We start from the raw sequence: 16579 nt of genomic DNA, 5'->3' as shown, positions 1-16579 counted from the left end.
AGCTCTAGAACGGAATGTCGTCGTCGATGTCAACGTGAGAGTTCTTTTTGGTTGGTGGCGGTAGTTGTCGCTTTGCCTCGGCTTTTTTGGGCGGCGGTAATTGTTTGGTCTGCTCCGTCTCTTGGCGGACACCGAGAACTGCTGCCGCGAGCTTGGCCCACTTCCAAGCGGGCTCTAACCCTTCAGCCGCCTCGCCACCAGTATTGGCGAGAGACAAGATGACGTCGTTGAATTTTTGAAGGGCTGTCCGGTCTCGATCCAACTCCTTTAGGAACGCATTCAGCTTGTCGAACAGTCGCTCTTTCTTGGCTGTGACCAGTGATGACTGGTCGATGATCTCCTTGATACGCGTTACGTAAGCGCGTAAGTGCGTCTTCTCGTTCTGGTCAAGTGGCAAAGCATAAGCCGGTCCTACTCGTAGGTGGCTTATTTGAATTCGAACAGCGAAGGCATCAACTGCTTGCCGAAATCGCCTGTAGTCCGACCAGACGTCGCTCTGGTTCTCATCCGGTACCGCATAGAAATCCAAGAAATCTAACCGAAGCGCCTCTGCGGCGGCCAAGGTGTGGTTCATATACTCGATCACAAGGTGGGTAGCGGCTCCTCCGCTATCCGTTTCGTTCAAATTGCGCTCCAAAATTTCTCGGAACTTACGCTCAAGTCGAACGAATGCCATCTCCGGCGGACAATCCGCAGCTGCGGCGAAATCTTCTTCAGCAATCATCAGGGCAACCCTCGGAGCAAAATCCTCCGGGGAGTATCTTAGGGGTGAGGAACTGATTCGCTAGGTGCTTATCCCTGCCGGCACCTTTTAGTTGTGCTGCAGTCCCTTCCTTCTTGCATCATTCGGCTACACCGATACGAGACGTCGCGCTGAGACGGATTTTCTGTCTCAATAGGGTTGACTTGCAGGTTCCGAGACGTCATGGTTCTTGGGTCTAGAACCTAATGAGACACTGAGGCACCGTCCCATGACCGTCATCGGCTATGCCCGCGTCAGCACCACCGACCAGAACCTCTCCCTACAGGAAGCCGCGCTACGCGCTGCGGGCTGCGACCTGATCCGATCGGAGAAGAGGTCCGGGACCACGACTACCGGCCGGGCTGAGCTACAGACCGTGTTGGACTTCCTTCGCGACGGCGACGTGCTCATGGTGACGCGGATCGACCGCTTAGCCCGCAGTATCGGCGATCTGCAAGACATCGCTCGCGCCGTCAGGGCCAAGGGCGCGAGCCTCAAGGCCACCGAGCAACCGATCGACACCAGCACCGCAGCGGGCAAGGCGTTCTTCGATATGCTGGGCGTGTTCGCCGAGTTCGAGACGAACTTGCGGAAGGAGCGTCAACTGGAGGGGATCGCCGATGCCAAGGCCCGAGGCGTCTACAAGGGGCGCAAGCCGAGCATCGACGCGGCCAAGATCAAGGCGCTGAAAGCCGAGGGCATGGGGCCGTCAGCCATCGCCAAGGCGCTGAACATCGGCCGGGCGTCGGTCTACAGGGCATTGGAGGCGGGTTGAAGACAGGCGTGACCGGCAGCTAAGCTTGATCAACCGCGTCGATCAGTGTTTTTGCAATGCATCTTCGATACTACACAGCACCGAACGATCGGGCTTAGCAGCCAACCCGCCCTCAACTGGATAGCCAATCGGATGCGGGACTTCATCCTTCAAGAGATTAGACGGCTGGCGTCGGCAAGCGGCGGGCAGGCTCCGGGGCAAAAGCTCTTTGCCAAGGAGACGGGGATAGCTGAGCACCAGTGGCGCGGTCGGCACTGGGCTCGATGGGGTGACGCGATTAAGGACGCCGGGCTTGAGCCGAACGATTGGAACAGCAAGGCAGACAGTGACGCGGTGCTCTCCGGAATAGTTGAAGCCTGTCGGCACTACGGCCGCTTTCCAACGCAGTCCGAGATCGACATCCTGAGGCGGGCTAATCCATCGGTGCCACATCCCAATGTGATCAAACGCCACTTGGGGCGCCGAACCGATGTGGTCGCGGCGCTTGCCAGACTCGTGGCAACGGATGCAGGACTGAGCGACATCGCCGCGATGCTACCTGATCAAAGGGACGACGCCCCACGCGAGCAACCGTCATCCAAGCGAGCCGATGGGTTCGTGTACCTGATCAAATCGGGGGATTTCTACAAGATTGGCCGTAGCGAAGATGCCGAACGACGCTTCAAGCAGATCACGATTGCCCTACCCGACAAGGCTGAACTGTTCCACACAATCCGAACCGATGATCCGCCCGGCATCGAAGCCTATTGGCACCGTCGCTTTGTGGAGCGTCGGGCGAATGGCGAGTGGTTCAAGCTCACGGCGCAGGACGTAGCGGCTTTTAAGAAGCGAAAGTTTCAGTAGGTTGCCACCCGACCATTCCGATCGCATCGGCGGCAAAGTTGCGGCTTCTCCCTCGCAAGAGGCGAAGGCGCGGCCTCATCACGATGGCTTGGTCCACCTTAGTTGCAGGAGGGCTCCTGGTGGCTTGAGGCTCGCAACGACCTCCGCTCGCACCTCCAGCGGGACGCCGTTGCCATAGCGCCGACCAACACCCTTCCCACCGCCCTTGAAGCTGTTGCCGGTGAGCGCATCGTGCACCTCCTCTTCGATCCTTGCCGCGCGACACATGTCCTTGAAGGTGTGGCGTAGGGAGTGGAAGTCTTTCCGGCTATCCTCACCAACGATCTTCAGCTTGCTCCGGCGCCAGTTGTTGAACCACTTCGACCACGATTTCCCGATCCGGCCGCCCTTGCCTGTCGGCTCCAGCCCGGGAAAGAGCTTTGCGGTGGCATCTTCGTCCGAGGCATAGCGCCAAGCAACGAAGTCCAAGAAGCCGATCCGTAGCAGAACCATGTGCAACGGTACTTGACGCTTGGCGCTGGCGGCCTTCAGCGTCTTCCCGCGTTCGTCGTTGATGTCGAGATAATCGATGCCTGTGCCTTCGTCCCGGCGAACATCGCAGACACGCAACTGCGCCAACTCGGACAACCTCGCGCTGGTCATAACCGACAGCACCGGCAGCCAATAGGCGGCCTCTCCTTTTCCGCCCCGTGGCCGCTCCCCCTGTGTGTAGATCGGCGAAGAGAAGACGATGGCCAGTTCCTCGGGAGATAGCGGATCACGGTTTAGTTCGTCGTCGTTGTTCTCTGGCTTCAGCCCCTCAAACGGGTTCGACCAGCCAGCTCCGTTGAACTTGAGATCGTAGGCATCCGCGCCCTTGCTCAGGATCGCGGTGATCAAAGTGATGTGTTTTCCAAGCGTACCCGACGAACGGCGCGGGTAGTCCCCGAGGTCGTTGCGGGCGAGGATGTCAGGGAGCGGGAGTTTCTCGACATGGGCGGGCAGTCGGGTCGGCAGGCGCCACAGCGCGTCCCGAAGGCTGCGGGCGTGCTCTCGCGTGATCGCGCCGATGCGTGGATCGCCGTGCAGTTCACGGAAGCGGCGGATGCAAAACTCCGCCTCGGTCGCCGTGCTGGAGCGCGGCACCTTCATGCCCGGGAGCAACGTGCCCGCCTTCCACTGCTCGAAAGTTTCAGAGAGGGTAGGGCCAAGCCGTTCGGCCGGGTCCGGCGGCGAGGGCGGTGTAGGGACGAAATGCCCCTCGTTCCGCATCTTCAGCGCAGCGAAGGCCCGTTGGGTGGCCGCAAGAAACTCGATGTCCAGCGCCTCGCGCTCTGGTGCATCCGGGGGAAGCACTATGCCTCGTTCGGCCAGCGCCGCATCTACAGCGGCTTGAACCCAGTTCGGAGGTCGCCGCAATGCCACGCCGAGACGGAGGTCGGCGGCCAACCGGTCGACGCCGAACGCGAACAGGTCGAGATCGTCACGCGTCATACCGGATCGATCCGGCGATGTGGGACCGTGCGGCGGTTGGTTCTCTCGTTTGCAGATGAGCAGCCCCGACGCCGCCGCGCTCCGCATCGCTGTCATGTCGAGCCCGAGGCCCTTGGCCCGCACCGCGTCGTCAGCGGCCAACAGTTCTTGGAGGCGACGTTGAGCAAGGTGCTCGATCACGTCCTCGGGAATGGTTCGCGCCGGACCCTCGGCAAGAAACCGGCGGGCCTCACGGACCAGCAGTTCGGTATCGCTGATCCGGACGCCAGCCCGTGCCCTCGCAATCGAGTTGTCGGAGGTGCGCAGGCTCTCGGTGATCTCCTGCTTGATCCTGCCGAGCTTCGGATTGATCAGCGCAGAGAGGTTGTTCGGCCAGTACGCGGCGACAGCACGGCCTCGGAGGTCGTCGGGAAGGCGGAAGCGGAAATGCCACGTCACCCCGCGGCGGATTAGGTACGTCATGAAGCCCATCAAACGGCCCTGCATGTAGCAAGCGCATGTAGCAGCGGGCCGACGTAAGCTATGGATTATGCAGAAAAGACTGACAGATCAACGCCATGAATGGCGTTGGCGCTCCCTAGGGGAATCGAACCCCTGTTTCAGCCTTGAGAGGGCCGCGTCCTAACCGCTAGACGAAGGGAGCGTGAGGGCCGCACCAATAGCCGCGAAACCGCGCCGCCGCAAGATCGGGGGCGGCCTTTTCCGAAATCCGTCCTGCCCGGGCTCGGCCCGGGCATCCATCGGCAAGAAATGTCCGTGCCTGTGGCGTGGATGGCCGGGTCAAGCCCGGCCATGACGGCTTTGATGGGGCAGCGGTCGGCTCAACAATCGAACGGTGCCCGAACGGCGTACCGCCCCATCCGCCGCCTACGGCTCGCTGGCGAAGGTCAAGCGGCCGGTGGGTTTGAGGGTTTTGGCCTCGAAAGTGCGCAGTTCAGTGGCGCCGCCGATGTCCAGGGTGACGACCACATAGTCGCCGGCGGAGGCGGTGGAGACCACGCGAGCCCCCTTCGGCAGCCGCAGCGTGTGCTCGGTGGCGGCCGGCGCGCTTCCCTCGGCGCGGAAAAGCTTATAGCCGATGGCGATCAACACCGCGGCGACCGCCACCGTGGTGGTCAGACCCGCGATCAGCATCATCCGCCGCACCCGCGCAAACAGCGCGGCCTGCTCTGGAGTGGGGTCGGGCGTGGCGGTGTCGGTCATGCGAATCTCTGTCTCAAGGCGGGTGTTTTGGAAGGTACGATCGTGGCCGAAACGCCGGAAAATCCCGTGACTGTGGTGGTGGCCGGCGACGAGGGCTCGGCGCGGCTCGACCGCGTGCTGGCGGCGCGCTGCCCCGAGCTGTCGCGGTCGCGGCTGAAGGCGTTGATCCTCGACGGCCGGGTGGCGATCGCCGGCAACCCGGTCCGCGACCCCGCTTATCACGCCTCCCCGGGCGAGACGATCACAATCGACGTGCCGCCGCCGGTGCCGGCGGAACCGGCCGGCGAAGCCATCGCGCTCGACATCGTCTACGAGGACGCCGACATCATCGTGCTCGACAAGCCGCGCGGGCTGGTGGTCCACCCGGCGGCCGGGCACGAGACCGGAACCCTGGTCAACGCCCTGATCGCGCATTGCGGCGCATCGCTGTCCGGAATCGGCGGGGTGCGGCGGCCGGGTATCGTGCATCGCCTGGATAAAGATACCACCGGCCTGATGGTGGCGGCCAAGAACGACAAGGCGCATCAGTCCTTGAGCGCGCAATTTGCCGACCATGGCCGCACCGGGGAACTGCGCCGCGGCTATTTCGCCTTCGTCTGGGGGGTGCCGGGCCGGACATACGGCACCATCGACGCGCCGATCGACCGCCACCCGCACGCGCGGGAAAAGATGGCGGTCCGCCAGGGCGGCCGCGAGGCGATCACCCATTGGGAGGTGTTGGAGAGCTTTGCCGGCAAGGACGGCAAGCCAGTGGCGTCGCTGATCGCCTGCCAGCTCGAGACCGGGCGGACGCATCAGATCAGGGTCCACTTGGCGCATTCCGGCCATCCGCTGCTGGGCGACGACGTCTATGGGCCGCACTTCAAGACCAAGGCGAATCAGCTCGTCCCGGCCGCCCGCGCCGCGCTGTCCGAGCTCGGCCGGCAGGCGCTGCATGCTTATCTGCTGACGCTGGAGCACCCGTCGTCGGGCGAGGTGATGAGCTGGGAATCACCGCTGCCGGCCGATCTGGCCCGCCTGCAGGCCGCTTTGGCGGCGACGGAATGACGCAGCGAAGTCAGAAAACGTAAATCATTTCACAGCGTTGTTGCGGCGTAACAACGACGTGACAAGACCGTAACTAAACTTGCGCGACTAACCTATTGTATATTGCAGGTGCGTTGGGATGAGCCAACGCGGAACATCGCAGGCCGGTCGGCTTTGACACAGCGGTCTGTCTGCCTGGCCGCCCGCTATCGGGGGCCTGAAACCCAATTGGAGGGCGCTCAATGGCCCGTGCTGCTACGCTGCCGGTTCTCAACGGAGAATCCGGCCTTGCTCGTTACCTTGCGGAAATCCGCAAGTTTCCGATGCTCGAGCCCCAGCAAGAATACATGCTGGCCAAGCGCTGGCGCGAACACGGTGATCGCGACGCGGCGCATCAACTCGTCACCAGCCACCTTCGCCTCGTCGCCAAGATCGCGATGGGCTACCGCGGCTATGGCCTGCCGATCTCCGAAGTCGTCTCGGAAGGCAACGTCGGCCTGATGCAGGCGGTGAAGCGGTTCGAGCCCGAGAAGGGCTTCCGCCTCGCCACCTACGCGATGTGGTGGATCAAGGCGTCGATTCAAGAGTACATTCTGCGTTCGTGGTCGCTCGTGAAGATGGGGACCACCGCGAACCAGAAGAAGCTGTTCTTCAACCTGCGCAAGGCGAAGAGCAAGATTTCGGCGCTCGACGAGGGCGATCTGCATCCCGACCAGGTCAAGGTGATCGCAAACCGCCTCGGCGTCACCGAGCAGGACGTGGTCGACATGAACCGCCGCCTCGGCGGCGACGCCTCGCTCAACGCGCCGATCCGCGACGACGGCGAGCCCGGCGAATGGCAGGACTGGCTGGTCGATCAGTCGCCGAGCCAGGAAGCAGTAATGGCCGAGCACGAAGAGCTCGACCAGCGCCGGGCCGCGCTCAACGGCGCGATCCAGGTGCTCAACGCCCGCGAGCGGCGGATCTTCGAGGCCCGCCGCCTCGCCGACGAACCGATGACGCTGGAAGACCTCGCGGCCGAATTCGGCGTCTCGCGCGAGCGCGTGCGGCAGATCGAGGTGCGGGCGTTCGAGAAGGTGCAGAGCGCCGTCAAGGGCACCATCGCCCAGCAGGAACAGGCGGCATTGGAAGCCGCGCACTGATCGCGCCGCAAACCTGACCAGCACGCGAGCTGAAAACACCAAACCCCGCCGGCTTCGGCGGGGTTTTTGTTTGGCCGGGCGTTGCGTTCGATCGTGGCGATGCCGGATCGCGGCGACCGCCCGCCTCAGTCGCGCTTGGCGGTGCCCTGAAGCAGATTGACCTGGTTCGTGACCGGATCGGTGACCGCGGTGCGGATCGAGGCGCTGCCATTGTTGCCGAGCGTGAACTTGGTGTCGCCGACCCGGAACGAATTGTCCTTGATCAGCACGCTCTGGTACTTGATCGTGCCTTCGCTCTGATACTTCACCTGGGCGCGAAAGCCCTGGACGTTCGACACCGTGATGGCGAACTTCTTGGTGTTCGAATAGGTGCCGCTCCAGGTGCCCTGATAGCTCTCCGGATCGACATTCTTGTACGGCGTGCGCGACGGATTAAGCAGTCCCGCCTGGCTGTAGCCGGTGGCGATCGCACTGAGGATGTCGCCCATCGTGCTCTCCATGGCTTCGAGAATTCGGCCGCGTCACTCCACACCGCTTCGGGTTAATGCAACGTTAAGGATTGGGGGCGCGGCCCGGCCGGATTGTCGCAGCGCGCCTGAAGGACGACCGGCCGAGCCTCAATTCACCACGGCTTCTGCGCCGGCACGCGGCCGGACCGGGAGCAGCAGGTAGTGCACGCCGTTGTGCTGCGCCTTGGGAAAGCGGCCGGCCCGGATGTTGACCTGGATCGACGGCAGCAGCAGCGTCGGCGCCTTCAGGGTCGCGTCGCGCTTGGTCCGCATCTCGACGAACTGGTCTTCGCTCACCCCGCCACGCAAATGCACGTTGCCGTCGCGCTGCGCCTGGACGGTGGTCTCCCAGGCATAGCTGTCGCGGCCCGGCGCCTTGTAGTCGTGGCACATGAACAGGCGGGTCTGCGGCGGCAGCGCCAGCAGTTTCTGGATCGAGCGATAGAGCTGATGCGCGTCGCCGCCCGGGAAGTCGGCGCGGGCGGTGCCATAGTCCGGCATGAACAGCGTATCGCCGACAAACACCGCGTCGCCGATCTTGTAGGCGATGTCGGCCGGCGTATGCCCGGGCGTGTGCATCACCTCGACCTCGAGGCCGCCGATGGTGAACCGCTCGCCGTCCTTGAACAGATGATCGAAGTCGCTGCCGTCGGTGGCGAGATCGTCGGCGTTGAACAGCGGGCGGAAGATCTTCTGCACGTCCTTGATGTGCTCGCCGATGCCGATCTTGGCGCCGGTCTTGGCCTTGATATACGGCGCGCCGGACAGATGGTCGGCATGCGCATGGGTCTCCAGCACCCACTCGATCGTGAGCTTGGCGTCGTGTGCCGCCGCCAGGATGGTGTCGACCGAGCGGATGTCGACCGAGCCGTCGCGGTGGTCGAAATCGAGCACCGGATCAATCACCGCGGCGCGACCACTCGCAGGATCGGAGACCAGATAGCTGACGGTGTTGGTCGGCTCGTCGAAGAATGCCCGGATGGCCGCCTGGGGTGCACTGGACATGATCACAGTCCTGCTCTCGGGTAGAATGAATGTTGCGCGCATGTGAGATTTATTAGCATATTCGCATTCTGCAAGTGTCAATCTGGAGAATTCCATGCTCCGCAATGCAACCACTGTCTTCGCACTGCGGGAACGACCGCGGTGACAGGACTGATAGCCTCCGGCGATCTCGTCACCGTCGCTTGCGGCGGTTTGGTCGGCTTCATCCTGGCGCTGATCGGCGGCGGCGGCTCGGTGCTGGCGGTGCCGCTGCTGGTCTATGTCGTCGGGGTGCGCTCGCCGCACATGGCGATCGGCACGTCGTCGATCGCGGTGGCGATCAGCGCACTTGCCAACATGCTGTCGCATTGGGCCGCCGGCAATGTGCGCTGGGCCTGCGCGATCGTGTTCTCGGCGGCGGGAATCGGCGGCGCATTCGCCGGCGCCACCATCGCCAAGCAGATCGACGGCCAGAAGCTGCTGATCCTGTTCGGGCTGCTGATGATCGTGATCGGCACGCTGATGTCGCGCAAGCGCAGCGGCGGCGGCGACCCGATGGTGAGGCTGACGCTGGCCACCGCCAAGGCGATGCTGCCGCGGCTGATCGGCACCGGATTCGGCGTCGGCCTGCTCGCCGGCTTCTTCGGCATCGGCGGCGGCTTCCTGATCGTACCCGGCCTGATCCTCGCCACCGGCATGCCGCTGATCTCGGCGATCGGCACTTCGCTCGTCGCCGTGGTGGCGTTCGGCGCCTCGACTGCGACCAGCTACGCGCTGTCCGGACTGATCGACTGGCGGCTCGCCGGCACCTTCATCGGCGGAGGCCTGCTCGGCGGCCTGATCGGAATCGGCACCGGCAAGCTGATCGGCGGCCACGACAAGGTGCTGCGCAGCGTGTTCTCCGTCGTGGTGATCGCGGTCGGCCTGTACGTCTGCTATCGCGGCGCGATGTACTTCCTATCCTGACTATCCTGGGCGCGGCCGTCTGCGAGTGCGCCGACCTCGCGCGCCGGGGCGTTGCGTCTCTTGGTTGTGCGCAGCTACACTTCCTCCTTTCAGCACCAAGGGAGGATTAGATGGACTACACCGGATTACGCCGATTGAAGGGGCCCGATCGAGCCCGCATCATCACCGCCTTGATCGCGCTGCGCGCCGGCCTGCGCAAGCTGCCGCCGAAGCAGCCGGGCAACTTCCTGCTCTCCACCTGGAACATCCGCGAGTTCGGCGGCTCCAAATATGGCGGCCGCACCCTCGACGCGTTGTACTGCATCGCCGAATGCATCAATCGGTTCGACCTGGTCGCGGTGCAGGAGGTGCGGCAGGATCTGGTCGCGCTCAAGCAGGTCGTCCGGATTCTCGGCCGCGACTGGGACTACGTTTACACCGACGTCACCTTCGGCTCCCGCGGCAACGGGGAACGGCTCGCTTTTCTGTTCAACCGCTCGCGCGTGAGCTTCACCGGGCTCGCCGGTGAACTGGTGCTGCCGAGCAAATCGGCCACCGAGCTGGTCGCGCAGGTCGCGCGGACGCCGTTCATCTGCGGCTTCCAGTCCGGCTGGGCGAAGTTCAATCTCTGCACGGTCCATATTTACTACGGCACCGGCAAGAAGGACGATCCCGATCGTCTCCGGGATATCGAGGAGACCGCCAAACTGCTGGCGACCAAGGCCAAGAGCTACATCGACCTCGACCATCCGGTCGACTACTCGCCGGAAAACCTGGTGCTGCTCGGCGACTTCAACATTTTCGGCCGCGAGGACGCCACCTTCCAGGCGCTGACCAAGAACAGGTTCACGATTCCAGAGGAATTGCTGCGGCAGAAGGGCAGCAACGTCGCCGAGGACAAGTTCTACGACCAGATCGCGTTCTATCGGCAGGGCAGCGGCCTGAAATGCGAGGCCGCCGGCGTCTTCAATTTCTATCGATACATCTTCAACGACGCACGAACGTACAAGAAGGTGATGCCGACGACCGCCAAGTTCGACAGCTGGCGGACTTATCAGATGTCCGACCACCTGATCATGTGGACCGAATTCGAAGTCGACAAGACCGACGCCTATCTGAGGAACCTGATGCGCGAGGACGCCGACGCGGCGCCGGGCGCGAGCAAGAGAGCCGCAAGGGCAACGACGGGGAAGATATCGGCGAGGAAGGCAACCGCGAAGAAGACGGCCAAGACCAAGGAGGCGACGAAGAAGGCCGCCAAAAGGAAGACGGCGAAGAAAGCGGCGTAGGCCGCGGCTAGGGGAGGTTCAACCGCCCCACTTGGTCGCGACCGCAGCGCCCACCGCGGCAATGATCGCGCTCTGCTGATCGCGCGCCGCCGTGGCACCGGTGAGATACACGGTGACAATCAGTGGCGCGCGCTGTGGCGGCCACAGCACCGCGACATCGTTGGCGGTGCCGCGATCGCCGGTTCCGGTCTTGTCGCCCACGGTCCAGCCCGCCGGCACGCCGGCGCGCAAGCGCGTGCCGCCCGTGGTGTTGGCCTTGAGCCAGGCGATCAGTTGCGCGCGTGAAGTGGGCGACAGCGTGTCGCCCAGCGTCAGCGCGCGCAGATCCTGCGCCATCGCCCGCGGCGAGGTGGTGTCGCGGGGATCGCCCGGCAATGCCTCATTGAGTTCAGTCTCGATCCGGTCGAGCCGCGTCGTCTCGTCGCCGAGCGAGCGGGCGAACGCGGTGAGGCCGGCCGGTCCGCCGAAGCTGCCGAGCAACAGATTGGCGGCAGTATTGTCGCTCAGCGTAATCGCCGCCGCGCACAGCTCGGCGATCGTCATGCCGCCCTCGATGTGTTTCTCGGTCGCCGGCGAATAGGTGACGAGGTCCGACTTAGTATAGCTGACCCGGCGATCGAGGCTCTCCTGCTTGCGGTCGACGCGGGACAGAACCAGACCGGCGGCCAGCACCTTGAAGGTGCTGCACATCGGAAATCGTTCGTCGAGCCGATGACCGACGATGCGGCCGCTCGCGGTGTCGAGCACACCGACGCCGAGCCGGCCACCGCTGTCGGCTTCGAGCCGCGCGCATCGATCAGCCAATGCGTCGGCTGCCAATGCGGCAGAACTGCCGAACAGGCCAAATCCGGCAAGCCCCGTTGCCGCCTTTATCAATTCACGCCGATTGATCATTCATCACCCGCTACGCAGCATTTGGCGCGATACGTATCAGGACCAATCGAGGCGGTGTTGCGGCCACTTTGTCGTCCATCGCGACGATCTGGCGCCTGCCGTCGCGCCGATCTGCGACAGTGCGCCTCACGCCACGGCCGGGTGTCTGCAACAACACTGTCATGCGGCATCGGTAATTCGCAGTCGATGTCTCGTCATCGACCGCTCGATGCCGATCCAACGTCGCGCCCGATCCGGACCGCGCCGGCGCGATCGCATCGCCTCCGTTCAAATCCCGCGAAGGGCCAACTCATGCGCAATATCCTGCTGACTTCGATGACTTCCGCGCTCATCGCCGTGGCGGTCTCCGCCGGCGTCGCCGCTGCCGCCGACGGCACGATCGACAACAGCGCGCTGTCGAAATCCGAATTCCGCGATCACGCCCGCACCTTCGGCCTGGTCTACACCCTGCCCAAGAACGTCAACGACGTGCTCGACAGCACCATCCGCGGCCCGCTGAAGGAAAAGCTGCTCAACGCCAAGCTCGACACCGAAGCGCAGATGTTCAACATCCCGCACGTCACCGTGGTGCACGTCCACAGCGCTGATCCGGCGACGCCCGAGAAGATGCTGGCGGCGATGCCGAAGCTGCCGCCGGTGCTCACCGTCAAGCTGAAGACGTTCTACACCACCGAAGCCGCCAAGGGCGCCGGCCGGCCATGGTGGTTCGACCTCGGCCTGGTCAAGGAAGGCAAGAGCTTCGACGACATGATGGCGTTCAACACCACCGCGACCGCGGCACTGACTCCGCTGCGCGACGGCCCGCTGCCGCGCTGCACCGGCCCGGTCTATGCCGCGATGGGCGACGCCGCCAAGGATCTGGTCCGCACCGTCGGCGTCAGCGGCGTCAACGTCGTCAAGGACGGCAAGGAGCTGCGCTCGCACAATCCGCACACCACGCTGGTCTACAGCATGGCCAAGTTCACGCCGGAACTGCAGGCGCAGATGAATCAGGCCGCCAAGGAGTTCAACCAGATCCTGCCGGACGGCATCGACACCACCTTCAAGACCGTGTCGATCGTCGAGCTCGGCTTCGCCGGCAACGTGCTGCGCGAGGTCTATCGGATCAGCCTCGAAGACGGCTCGGTGACGACCGTCGCCACCGGCAAGACCGCGTCGCTGAAGTAATCGCGACCGCCGCGCGCAGCCAATAAAAAAGGGCGGCCTCGCAAGAGGCCGCCCTTCGTATTTCGATCGATCGTCGGCGCGCTTATTCGGCGGCCATCTTGACGTCCGGCGCAGCGGCGCGGACTTCGGCGTCGACCTGCGCTTCGAACTTGGCGAAGTTCTTCTGGAACATGCCGACCAGCTTGCGCGCGGTGGTGTCGAACGCCGCCTTGTCGGCCCAGGTCTTCACCGGGTCGAGGATTTCGCTCGGCACGCCCGGCAGCGCGGTCGGCACAGCGAAGCCGAAATACGGATCGGTGCGGAATTCGACGTTGCGCAAGGAGCCGTCGAGCGCCGCGGTCAGCAGCGCGCGGGTGACCTTGATCGGCATGCGGTGGCCGGTGCCGTAGATGCCGCCGGTCCAGCCGGTGTTGACCAGCCAGCAGTCGACATTGTGCTTGGCGATCAGCTCGCGCAGCATGTTGCCGTACACCGACGGATCGCGCGGCAGGAACGGCGAGCCGAAGCAGGTCGAGAATTCCGGGGTCGGCTCGGTGACGCCGCGCTCGGTGCCGGCCACCTTGGCGGTGTAGCCCGACAGGAAGTGATACATCGCCTGCGCCGGGGTCAGCTTGGCGATCGGCGGCATCACGCCGAACGCGTCGGCGGCGAGCATCACCACGTTCTTCGGCTGGCCGGCGCGGCCGGTCAGCGACGCATTCGGGATCGATTCCAGCGGATAGGCCGAGCGAGTGTTCTCGGTCTTGGAGCCGTCGTCGAAGTCCGGCTTGCGATCGATGTCGCCGAGCACGACGTTCTCGAGCACCGCGCCGAAGCGGGTCGAGGCGGCGAAGATCTCCGGCTCGGCTTCGGCCGACAGCTTGATGCACTTGGCGTAGCAGCCGCCTTCGAAGTTGAAGACGCCGTCCTTGCCCCAGCCGTGCTCGTCGTCGCCGATCAGCGTGCGGTTCGGATCGGCCGACAGCGTGGTCTTGCCGGTGCCGGACAGGCCGAAGAAGATCGCGGTGTCGCCGTTCGGGCCGACGTTGGCCGAGCAGTGCATCGGCAGCACGCCCTTCTCGGGCAGGTAGTAGTTCAGCGTGGTGAACACGCTCTTCTTCATTTCGCCGGCGTACTGAGTGCCGCCGATCAGCACGATCTTACGGGCGAAGTCGATCGCGACGACGTTTTCGGAGCGGCAGCCATGGCGCTTCGGATCAGCGCGGAAGCTCGGCAAATCGATCAGCGTCAGCTCAGGAACGAAGTTCTCCAGCTCGGCGCGCTCGGGACGGCGCAGCAGCGTGCGGATGAACAGCGAGTGCCAGGCGAGCTCGGTGTAAACGCGGGTCTTGATGCGGAAGGTCGGATCGGCGCCGCCGTACAGGTCCTGCGCGAACAGGCTCATGCCTTCGGCGTGCTTGAGGAAGTCCTGATACAGCGTCTCGAACTGCTCGGCAGTGATCGACTGATTACCACCCCACCACATGGTGTTTTCGGTGGTCGCGTCGCGGACCGTGAACTTGTCCTTCGGGCTGCGGCCGGTGAACACGCCGGTGTCCGCGACCAGCGCGCCGTCCGACGACAGCACCGCTTCGCTGTTCTTCAGCGCGTGCTCATAGAGCTGGGGCGCACCGAAGTTCCAGTACACGCCTTTGAGATTTTTGAGGCCGAATTTGTCGGCGCCGTAGGCACCGTTATGCACGCCCGTCTCTTGCACGAATAGATCCTCCTGAGGAATCCGCGTTGTCTCGATCGCGCGATTGCCGCCAACGCGCATCACCGGCCGCGGTAGACATCAGTATATACCTGCCGGGTCCGGTGGGGCGACTGAATAGTGGCGAACGAGGGCTTTGCCAACCCGGCCGGCATTATTTCGTTTACCGCCGAGCGACATTGCGCTGGCTCAAGTCATTCCGTTTTGCGGGCAATGTCAGCCATGCGTTTCAGCATGTCCCGCAATGCAACAGAGTTTTCCACGCGGCTTGGAAAATCGAGACGCAGGGTCGCGCGCTCGCATTGCAGGTCCAACCCTTCCGGGTCGATGCCGGTGCAGCGCCAGTCGGCCTCGGCAGCGCCGAGTAATCGAGTGGCGTACAACTTCATTGTACCTGAATGATCCGCATTGATGTGTTCGACTGCGGAGGCCTCGACCTCGAGCAGAGCCTCCGCGCCGGTGAGATCGGTCAAGTAACGGTCGGGCGAAAGGTCCAGGATCCGGCCGAACCCGGCCACCAGATGCAGCCCTGATGTCTCGATCCTGAACAGCGAGAAATCGGCGAAGTCGATGTAGCCCTCCGCCCCCGGATGCGCCGCGAGATACCGCCGCCGCCACAACGGGAGCTCCTCAGGGCGCGCCGAAACGGCCCGGCCCAGCAGCATGATCCGCGCCCCCTCGAGCGGATCACCGGCGGCGCGCTCGTCGAGCATCAGCGACACGCGAGGATCGGCGAGGAGGTTGCGGGTGTGGATCGCAAGACGCGAGATAAGCAGCAGGGGCGAGCCGTCGGGATGGCTGGCGAGGTTCACCAGTGAGCAGTACGGCGCACCATCGTTCTCCATCAGGGTCGCCAGCGCACCCTCGCGGCGGCGGCGCAGCAGCGATTTGGCAAGCTTGGGGGCGCTGAAATCGGGGGTCGGCTGCATCGAAGACCTGTCTGTTGGAGTTCAGTTTCTGCCAACGATTGGCACGTCGGGCCCCTTTGCAGCCCGAAAAAGCGGCATATATCAGGGCCGGCTTGGCCCGATCGCGCGAATTCGGAACCGGCCACATTTCAGCCCAGCTTGCATTGCTGGTTGACTGTGCTTTCTGGGCCACCTCACACCGCGGATCGCCGAATCGTTTCGCTGTCTCGCCACGCCGTTTCGGAAAGAAGCTTCATGCCTACAATCGCTTTGGTCGACGACGACCGCAACATTCTGACTTCGGTCTCGATCGCGCTGGAAGCCGAAGGCTACCGGATCATGACCTATACCGACGGCGCCTCGGCACTCGACGGGTTCCGGACCACGCCACCCGACCTCGCCATCCTCGACATCAAGATGCCGCGGATGGACGGCATGGAAACGTTGCGCCGGCTGCGTCAGAAGTCCGATCTGCCGGTGATCTTCCTCACCTCGAAGGACGAGGAGATCGACGAGCTGTTCGGCCTGAAGATGGGCGCCGACGATTTCATCCGCAAACCGTTCTCGCAGCGGCTGCTGGTGGAGCGCGTCAAGGCGGTGCTGCGTCGCTCGGCGCCGAAGGACCCGGCCGCCGCCCCGAAGGAAAACGACGCCAAGGCGCTCGACCGCGGCCCGCTGCGGATGGACCCGGAGCGCCACACCTGCACCTGGAAGAACGAGCCGGTGACCCTCACGGTCACCGAATTCCTGATCCTGCAGGCGCTGGCGACCCGGCCCGGCGTGGTCAAGAGCCGCAATGCCTTGATGGACGCGGCCTATGACGACCAGGTCTATGTCGACGACCGAACCATCGACAGCCACATCAAGCGGCTGCGCAAGAAGTTCAAGGCGGTCGACGACGAGTTCGAGATGATCGAGACGCTGTACGGCGTCGGTTATCGCTTCAAGGAAGTCTGATCCGGGCGGCTTGCCGCCGGCGCTGCGGC

At 63.9% G+C, this 16579-nt stretch carries 16 protein-coding genes and 1 tRNA gene; 8 read left to right on the top strand and 9 right to left on the bottom strand.

The features are described 5' to 3' along the window. Nucleotides 1-4 precede the first annotated feature (4 nt). Nucleotides 5-724 (bottom strand): hypothetical protein, encoded by a 720-nt coding sequence (locus tag DNX69_RS16780; RefSeq protein ID WP_110787079.1) that lies wholly within the window; start codon nucleotides 722-724, stop codon nucleotides 5-7. 247 nt (nucleotides 725-971) lie between these two features. Between DNX69_RS16780 and DNX69_RS16775 the strand changes: the two genes are divergently transcribed. Then, nucleotides 972-1517 carry a recombinase family protein gene (locus tag DNX69_RS16775; protein ID WP_110787078.1) on the top strand — a complete coding sequence of 182 codons (546 nt, stop codon included), beginning with the start codon at nucleotides 972-974 and terminating at the stop codon, nucleotides 1515-1517. 132 nt (nucleotides 1518-1649) lie between these two features. Continuing rightward, nucleotides 1650-2360: a GIY-YIG nuclease family protein gene (locus DNX69_RS16770; RefSeq protein WP_133256022.1), complete on the top strand. Its 711-nt coding sequence runs from the start codon at nucleotides 1650-1652 to the stop codon at nucleotides 2358-2360. Between the two features lie 78 nt (nucleotides 2361-2438). Here the strand turns inward: DNX69_RS16770 and DNX69_RS16765 are convergent, their stop codons facing one another. The 3 genes from DNX69_RS16765 to DNX69_RS16755 form a co-directional block, all read right to left on the bottom strand. Further along, nucleotides 2439-4304: a site-specific integrase gene (locus tag DNX69_RS16765; RefSeq protein WP_133256021.1), complete on the bottom strand. Its 1866-nt coding sequence runs from the start codon at nucleotides 4302-4304 to the stop codon at nucleotides 2439-2441. A gap of 97 nt (nucleotides 4305-4401) precedes the next feature. After that, a tRNA-Glu gene (locus DNX69_RS16760) sits at nucleotides 4402-4476 on the bottom strand. A gap of 224 nt (nucleotides 4477-4700) precedes the next feature. Beyond that, complete coding sequence (locus tag DNX69_RS16755; RefSeq protein WP_110787075.1) at nucleotides 4701-5036, bottom strand: hypothetical protein; 336 nt, start codon at nucleotides 5034-5036, stop codon at nucleotides 4701-4703. A gap of 42 nt (nucleotides 5037-5078) precedes the next feature. Here DNX69_RS16755 and DNX69_RS16750 point away from each other — a divergent pair, with 42 nt between their 5' ends. Both DNX69_RS16750 and rpoH read left to right on the top strand, forming a co-directional pair. Then, a complete protein-coding gene (locus DNX69_RS16750) occupies nucleotides 5079-6083 on the top strand; it encodes an RluA family pseudouridine synthase (protein WP_234826991.1) in 1005 nt (334 codons plus the stop codon). A gap of 221 nt (nucleotides 6084-6304) precedes the next feature. Further along, nucleotides 6305-7204, top strand: coding sequence for an RNA polymerase sigma factor RpoH (gene rpoH, locus DNX69_RS16745; RefSeq protein ID WP_110787074.1), 900 nt, complete (start codon nucleotides 6305-6307; stop codon nucleotides 7202-7204). Nucleotides 7205-7329: 125 nt separating this feature from the next. On the opposite strand, the gene DNX69_RS16740 is transcribed toward rpoH, so the two are convergent. Next, nucleotides 7330-7692: a hypothetical protein gene (locus tag DNX69_RS16740; protein WP_110787664.1), complete on the bottom strand. Its 363-nt coding sequence runs from the start codon at nucleotides 7690-7692 to the stop codon at nucleotides 7330-7332. A 129-nt stretch (nucleotides 7693-7821) separates the two neighbouring features. Next, nucleotides 7822-8718, bottom strand: a complete 897-nt coding sequence (locus DNX69_RS16735) for an MBL fold metallo-hydrolase (RefSeq protein WP_110787073.1) — start codon at nucleotides 8716-8718, stop codon at nucleotides 7822-7824. Nucleotides 8719-8859: 141 nt separating this feature from the next. On the opposite strand from DNX69_RS16735, the gene DNX69_RS16730 reads away from it, so the two are divergent. Then, nucleotides 8860-9663, top strand: a complete 804-nt coding sequence (locus DNX69_RS16730; protein ID WP_110787072.1) for a sulfite exporter TauE/SafE family protein — start codon at nucleotides 8860-8862, stop codon at nucleotides 9661-9663. 110 nt (nucleotides 9664-9773) lie between these two features. After that, nucleotides 9774-10931 (top strand): endonuclease/exonuclease/phosphatase family protein, encoded by a 1158-nt coding sequence (locus DNX69_RS16725; RefSeq protein ID WP_110787071.1) that lies wholly within the window; start codon nucleotides 9774-9776, stop codon nucleotides 10929-10931. Nucleotides 10932-10949: 18 nt separating this feature from the next. On the opposite strand, the gene bla is transcribed toward DNX69_RS16725, so the two are convergent. Continuing rightward, nucleotides 10950-11825 carry a class A beta-lactamase gene (gene bla, locus DNX69_RS16720; RefSeq protein WP_110787070.1) on the bottom strand — a complete coding sequence of 292 codons (876 nt, stop codon included), beginning with the start codon at nucleotides 11823-11825 and terminating at the stop codon, nucleotides 10950-10952. Between the two features lie 315 nt (nucleotides 11826-12140). Between bla and DNX69_RS16715 the strand changes: the two genes are divergently transcribed. Then, nucleotides 12141-12992, top strand: coding sequence for a hypothetical protein (locus tag DNX69_RS16715; protein ID WP_234826990.1), 852 nt, complete (start codon nucleotides 12141-12143; stop codon nucleotides 12990-12992). 82 nt (nucleotides 12993-13074) lie between these two features. Here the strand turns inward: DNX69_RS16715 and DNX69_RS16710 are convergent, their stop codons facing one another. After that, entirely contained in the window at nucleotides 13075-14688 is a 1614-nt protein-coding gene (locus DNX69_RS16710; RefSeq protein WP_110787663.1) for a phosphoenolpyruvate carboxykinase, read from the bottom strand. Nucleotides 14689-14879: 191 nt separating this feature from the next. Further along, entirely contained in the window at nucleotides 14880-15614 is a 735-nt protein-coding gene (locus DNX69_RS16705; protein WP_110787068.1) for a HugZ family protein, read from the bottom strand. 234 nt (nucleotides 15615-15848) lie between these two features. Here DNX69_RS16705 and DNX69_RS16700 point away from each other — a divergent pair, with 234 nt between their 5' ends. After that, nucleotides 15849-16550: a response regulator transcription factor gene (locus tag DNX69_RS16700; protein ID WP_110787067.1), complete on the top strand. Its 702-nt coding sequence runs from the start codon at nucleotides 15849-15851 to the stop codon at nucleotides 16548-16550. The last annotated feature ends 29 nt before the right edge of the window (nucleotides 16551-16579 follow it).

It is taken from the genome of Rhodopseudomonas palustris, assembly GCF_003226555.1.
In the GTDB taxonomy this organism is placed as follows: domain Bacteria; phylum Pseudomonadota; class Alphaproteobacteria; order Rhizobiales; family Xanthobacteraceae; genus Rhodopseudomonas; species Rhodopseudomonas palustris_I.
The sequence above is the reverse complement of the archived record's forward strand: the minus strand, read 5'-3'. Positions and strand labels throughout refer to the sequence as shown.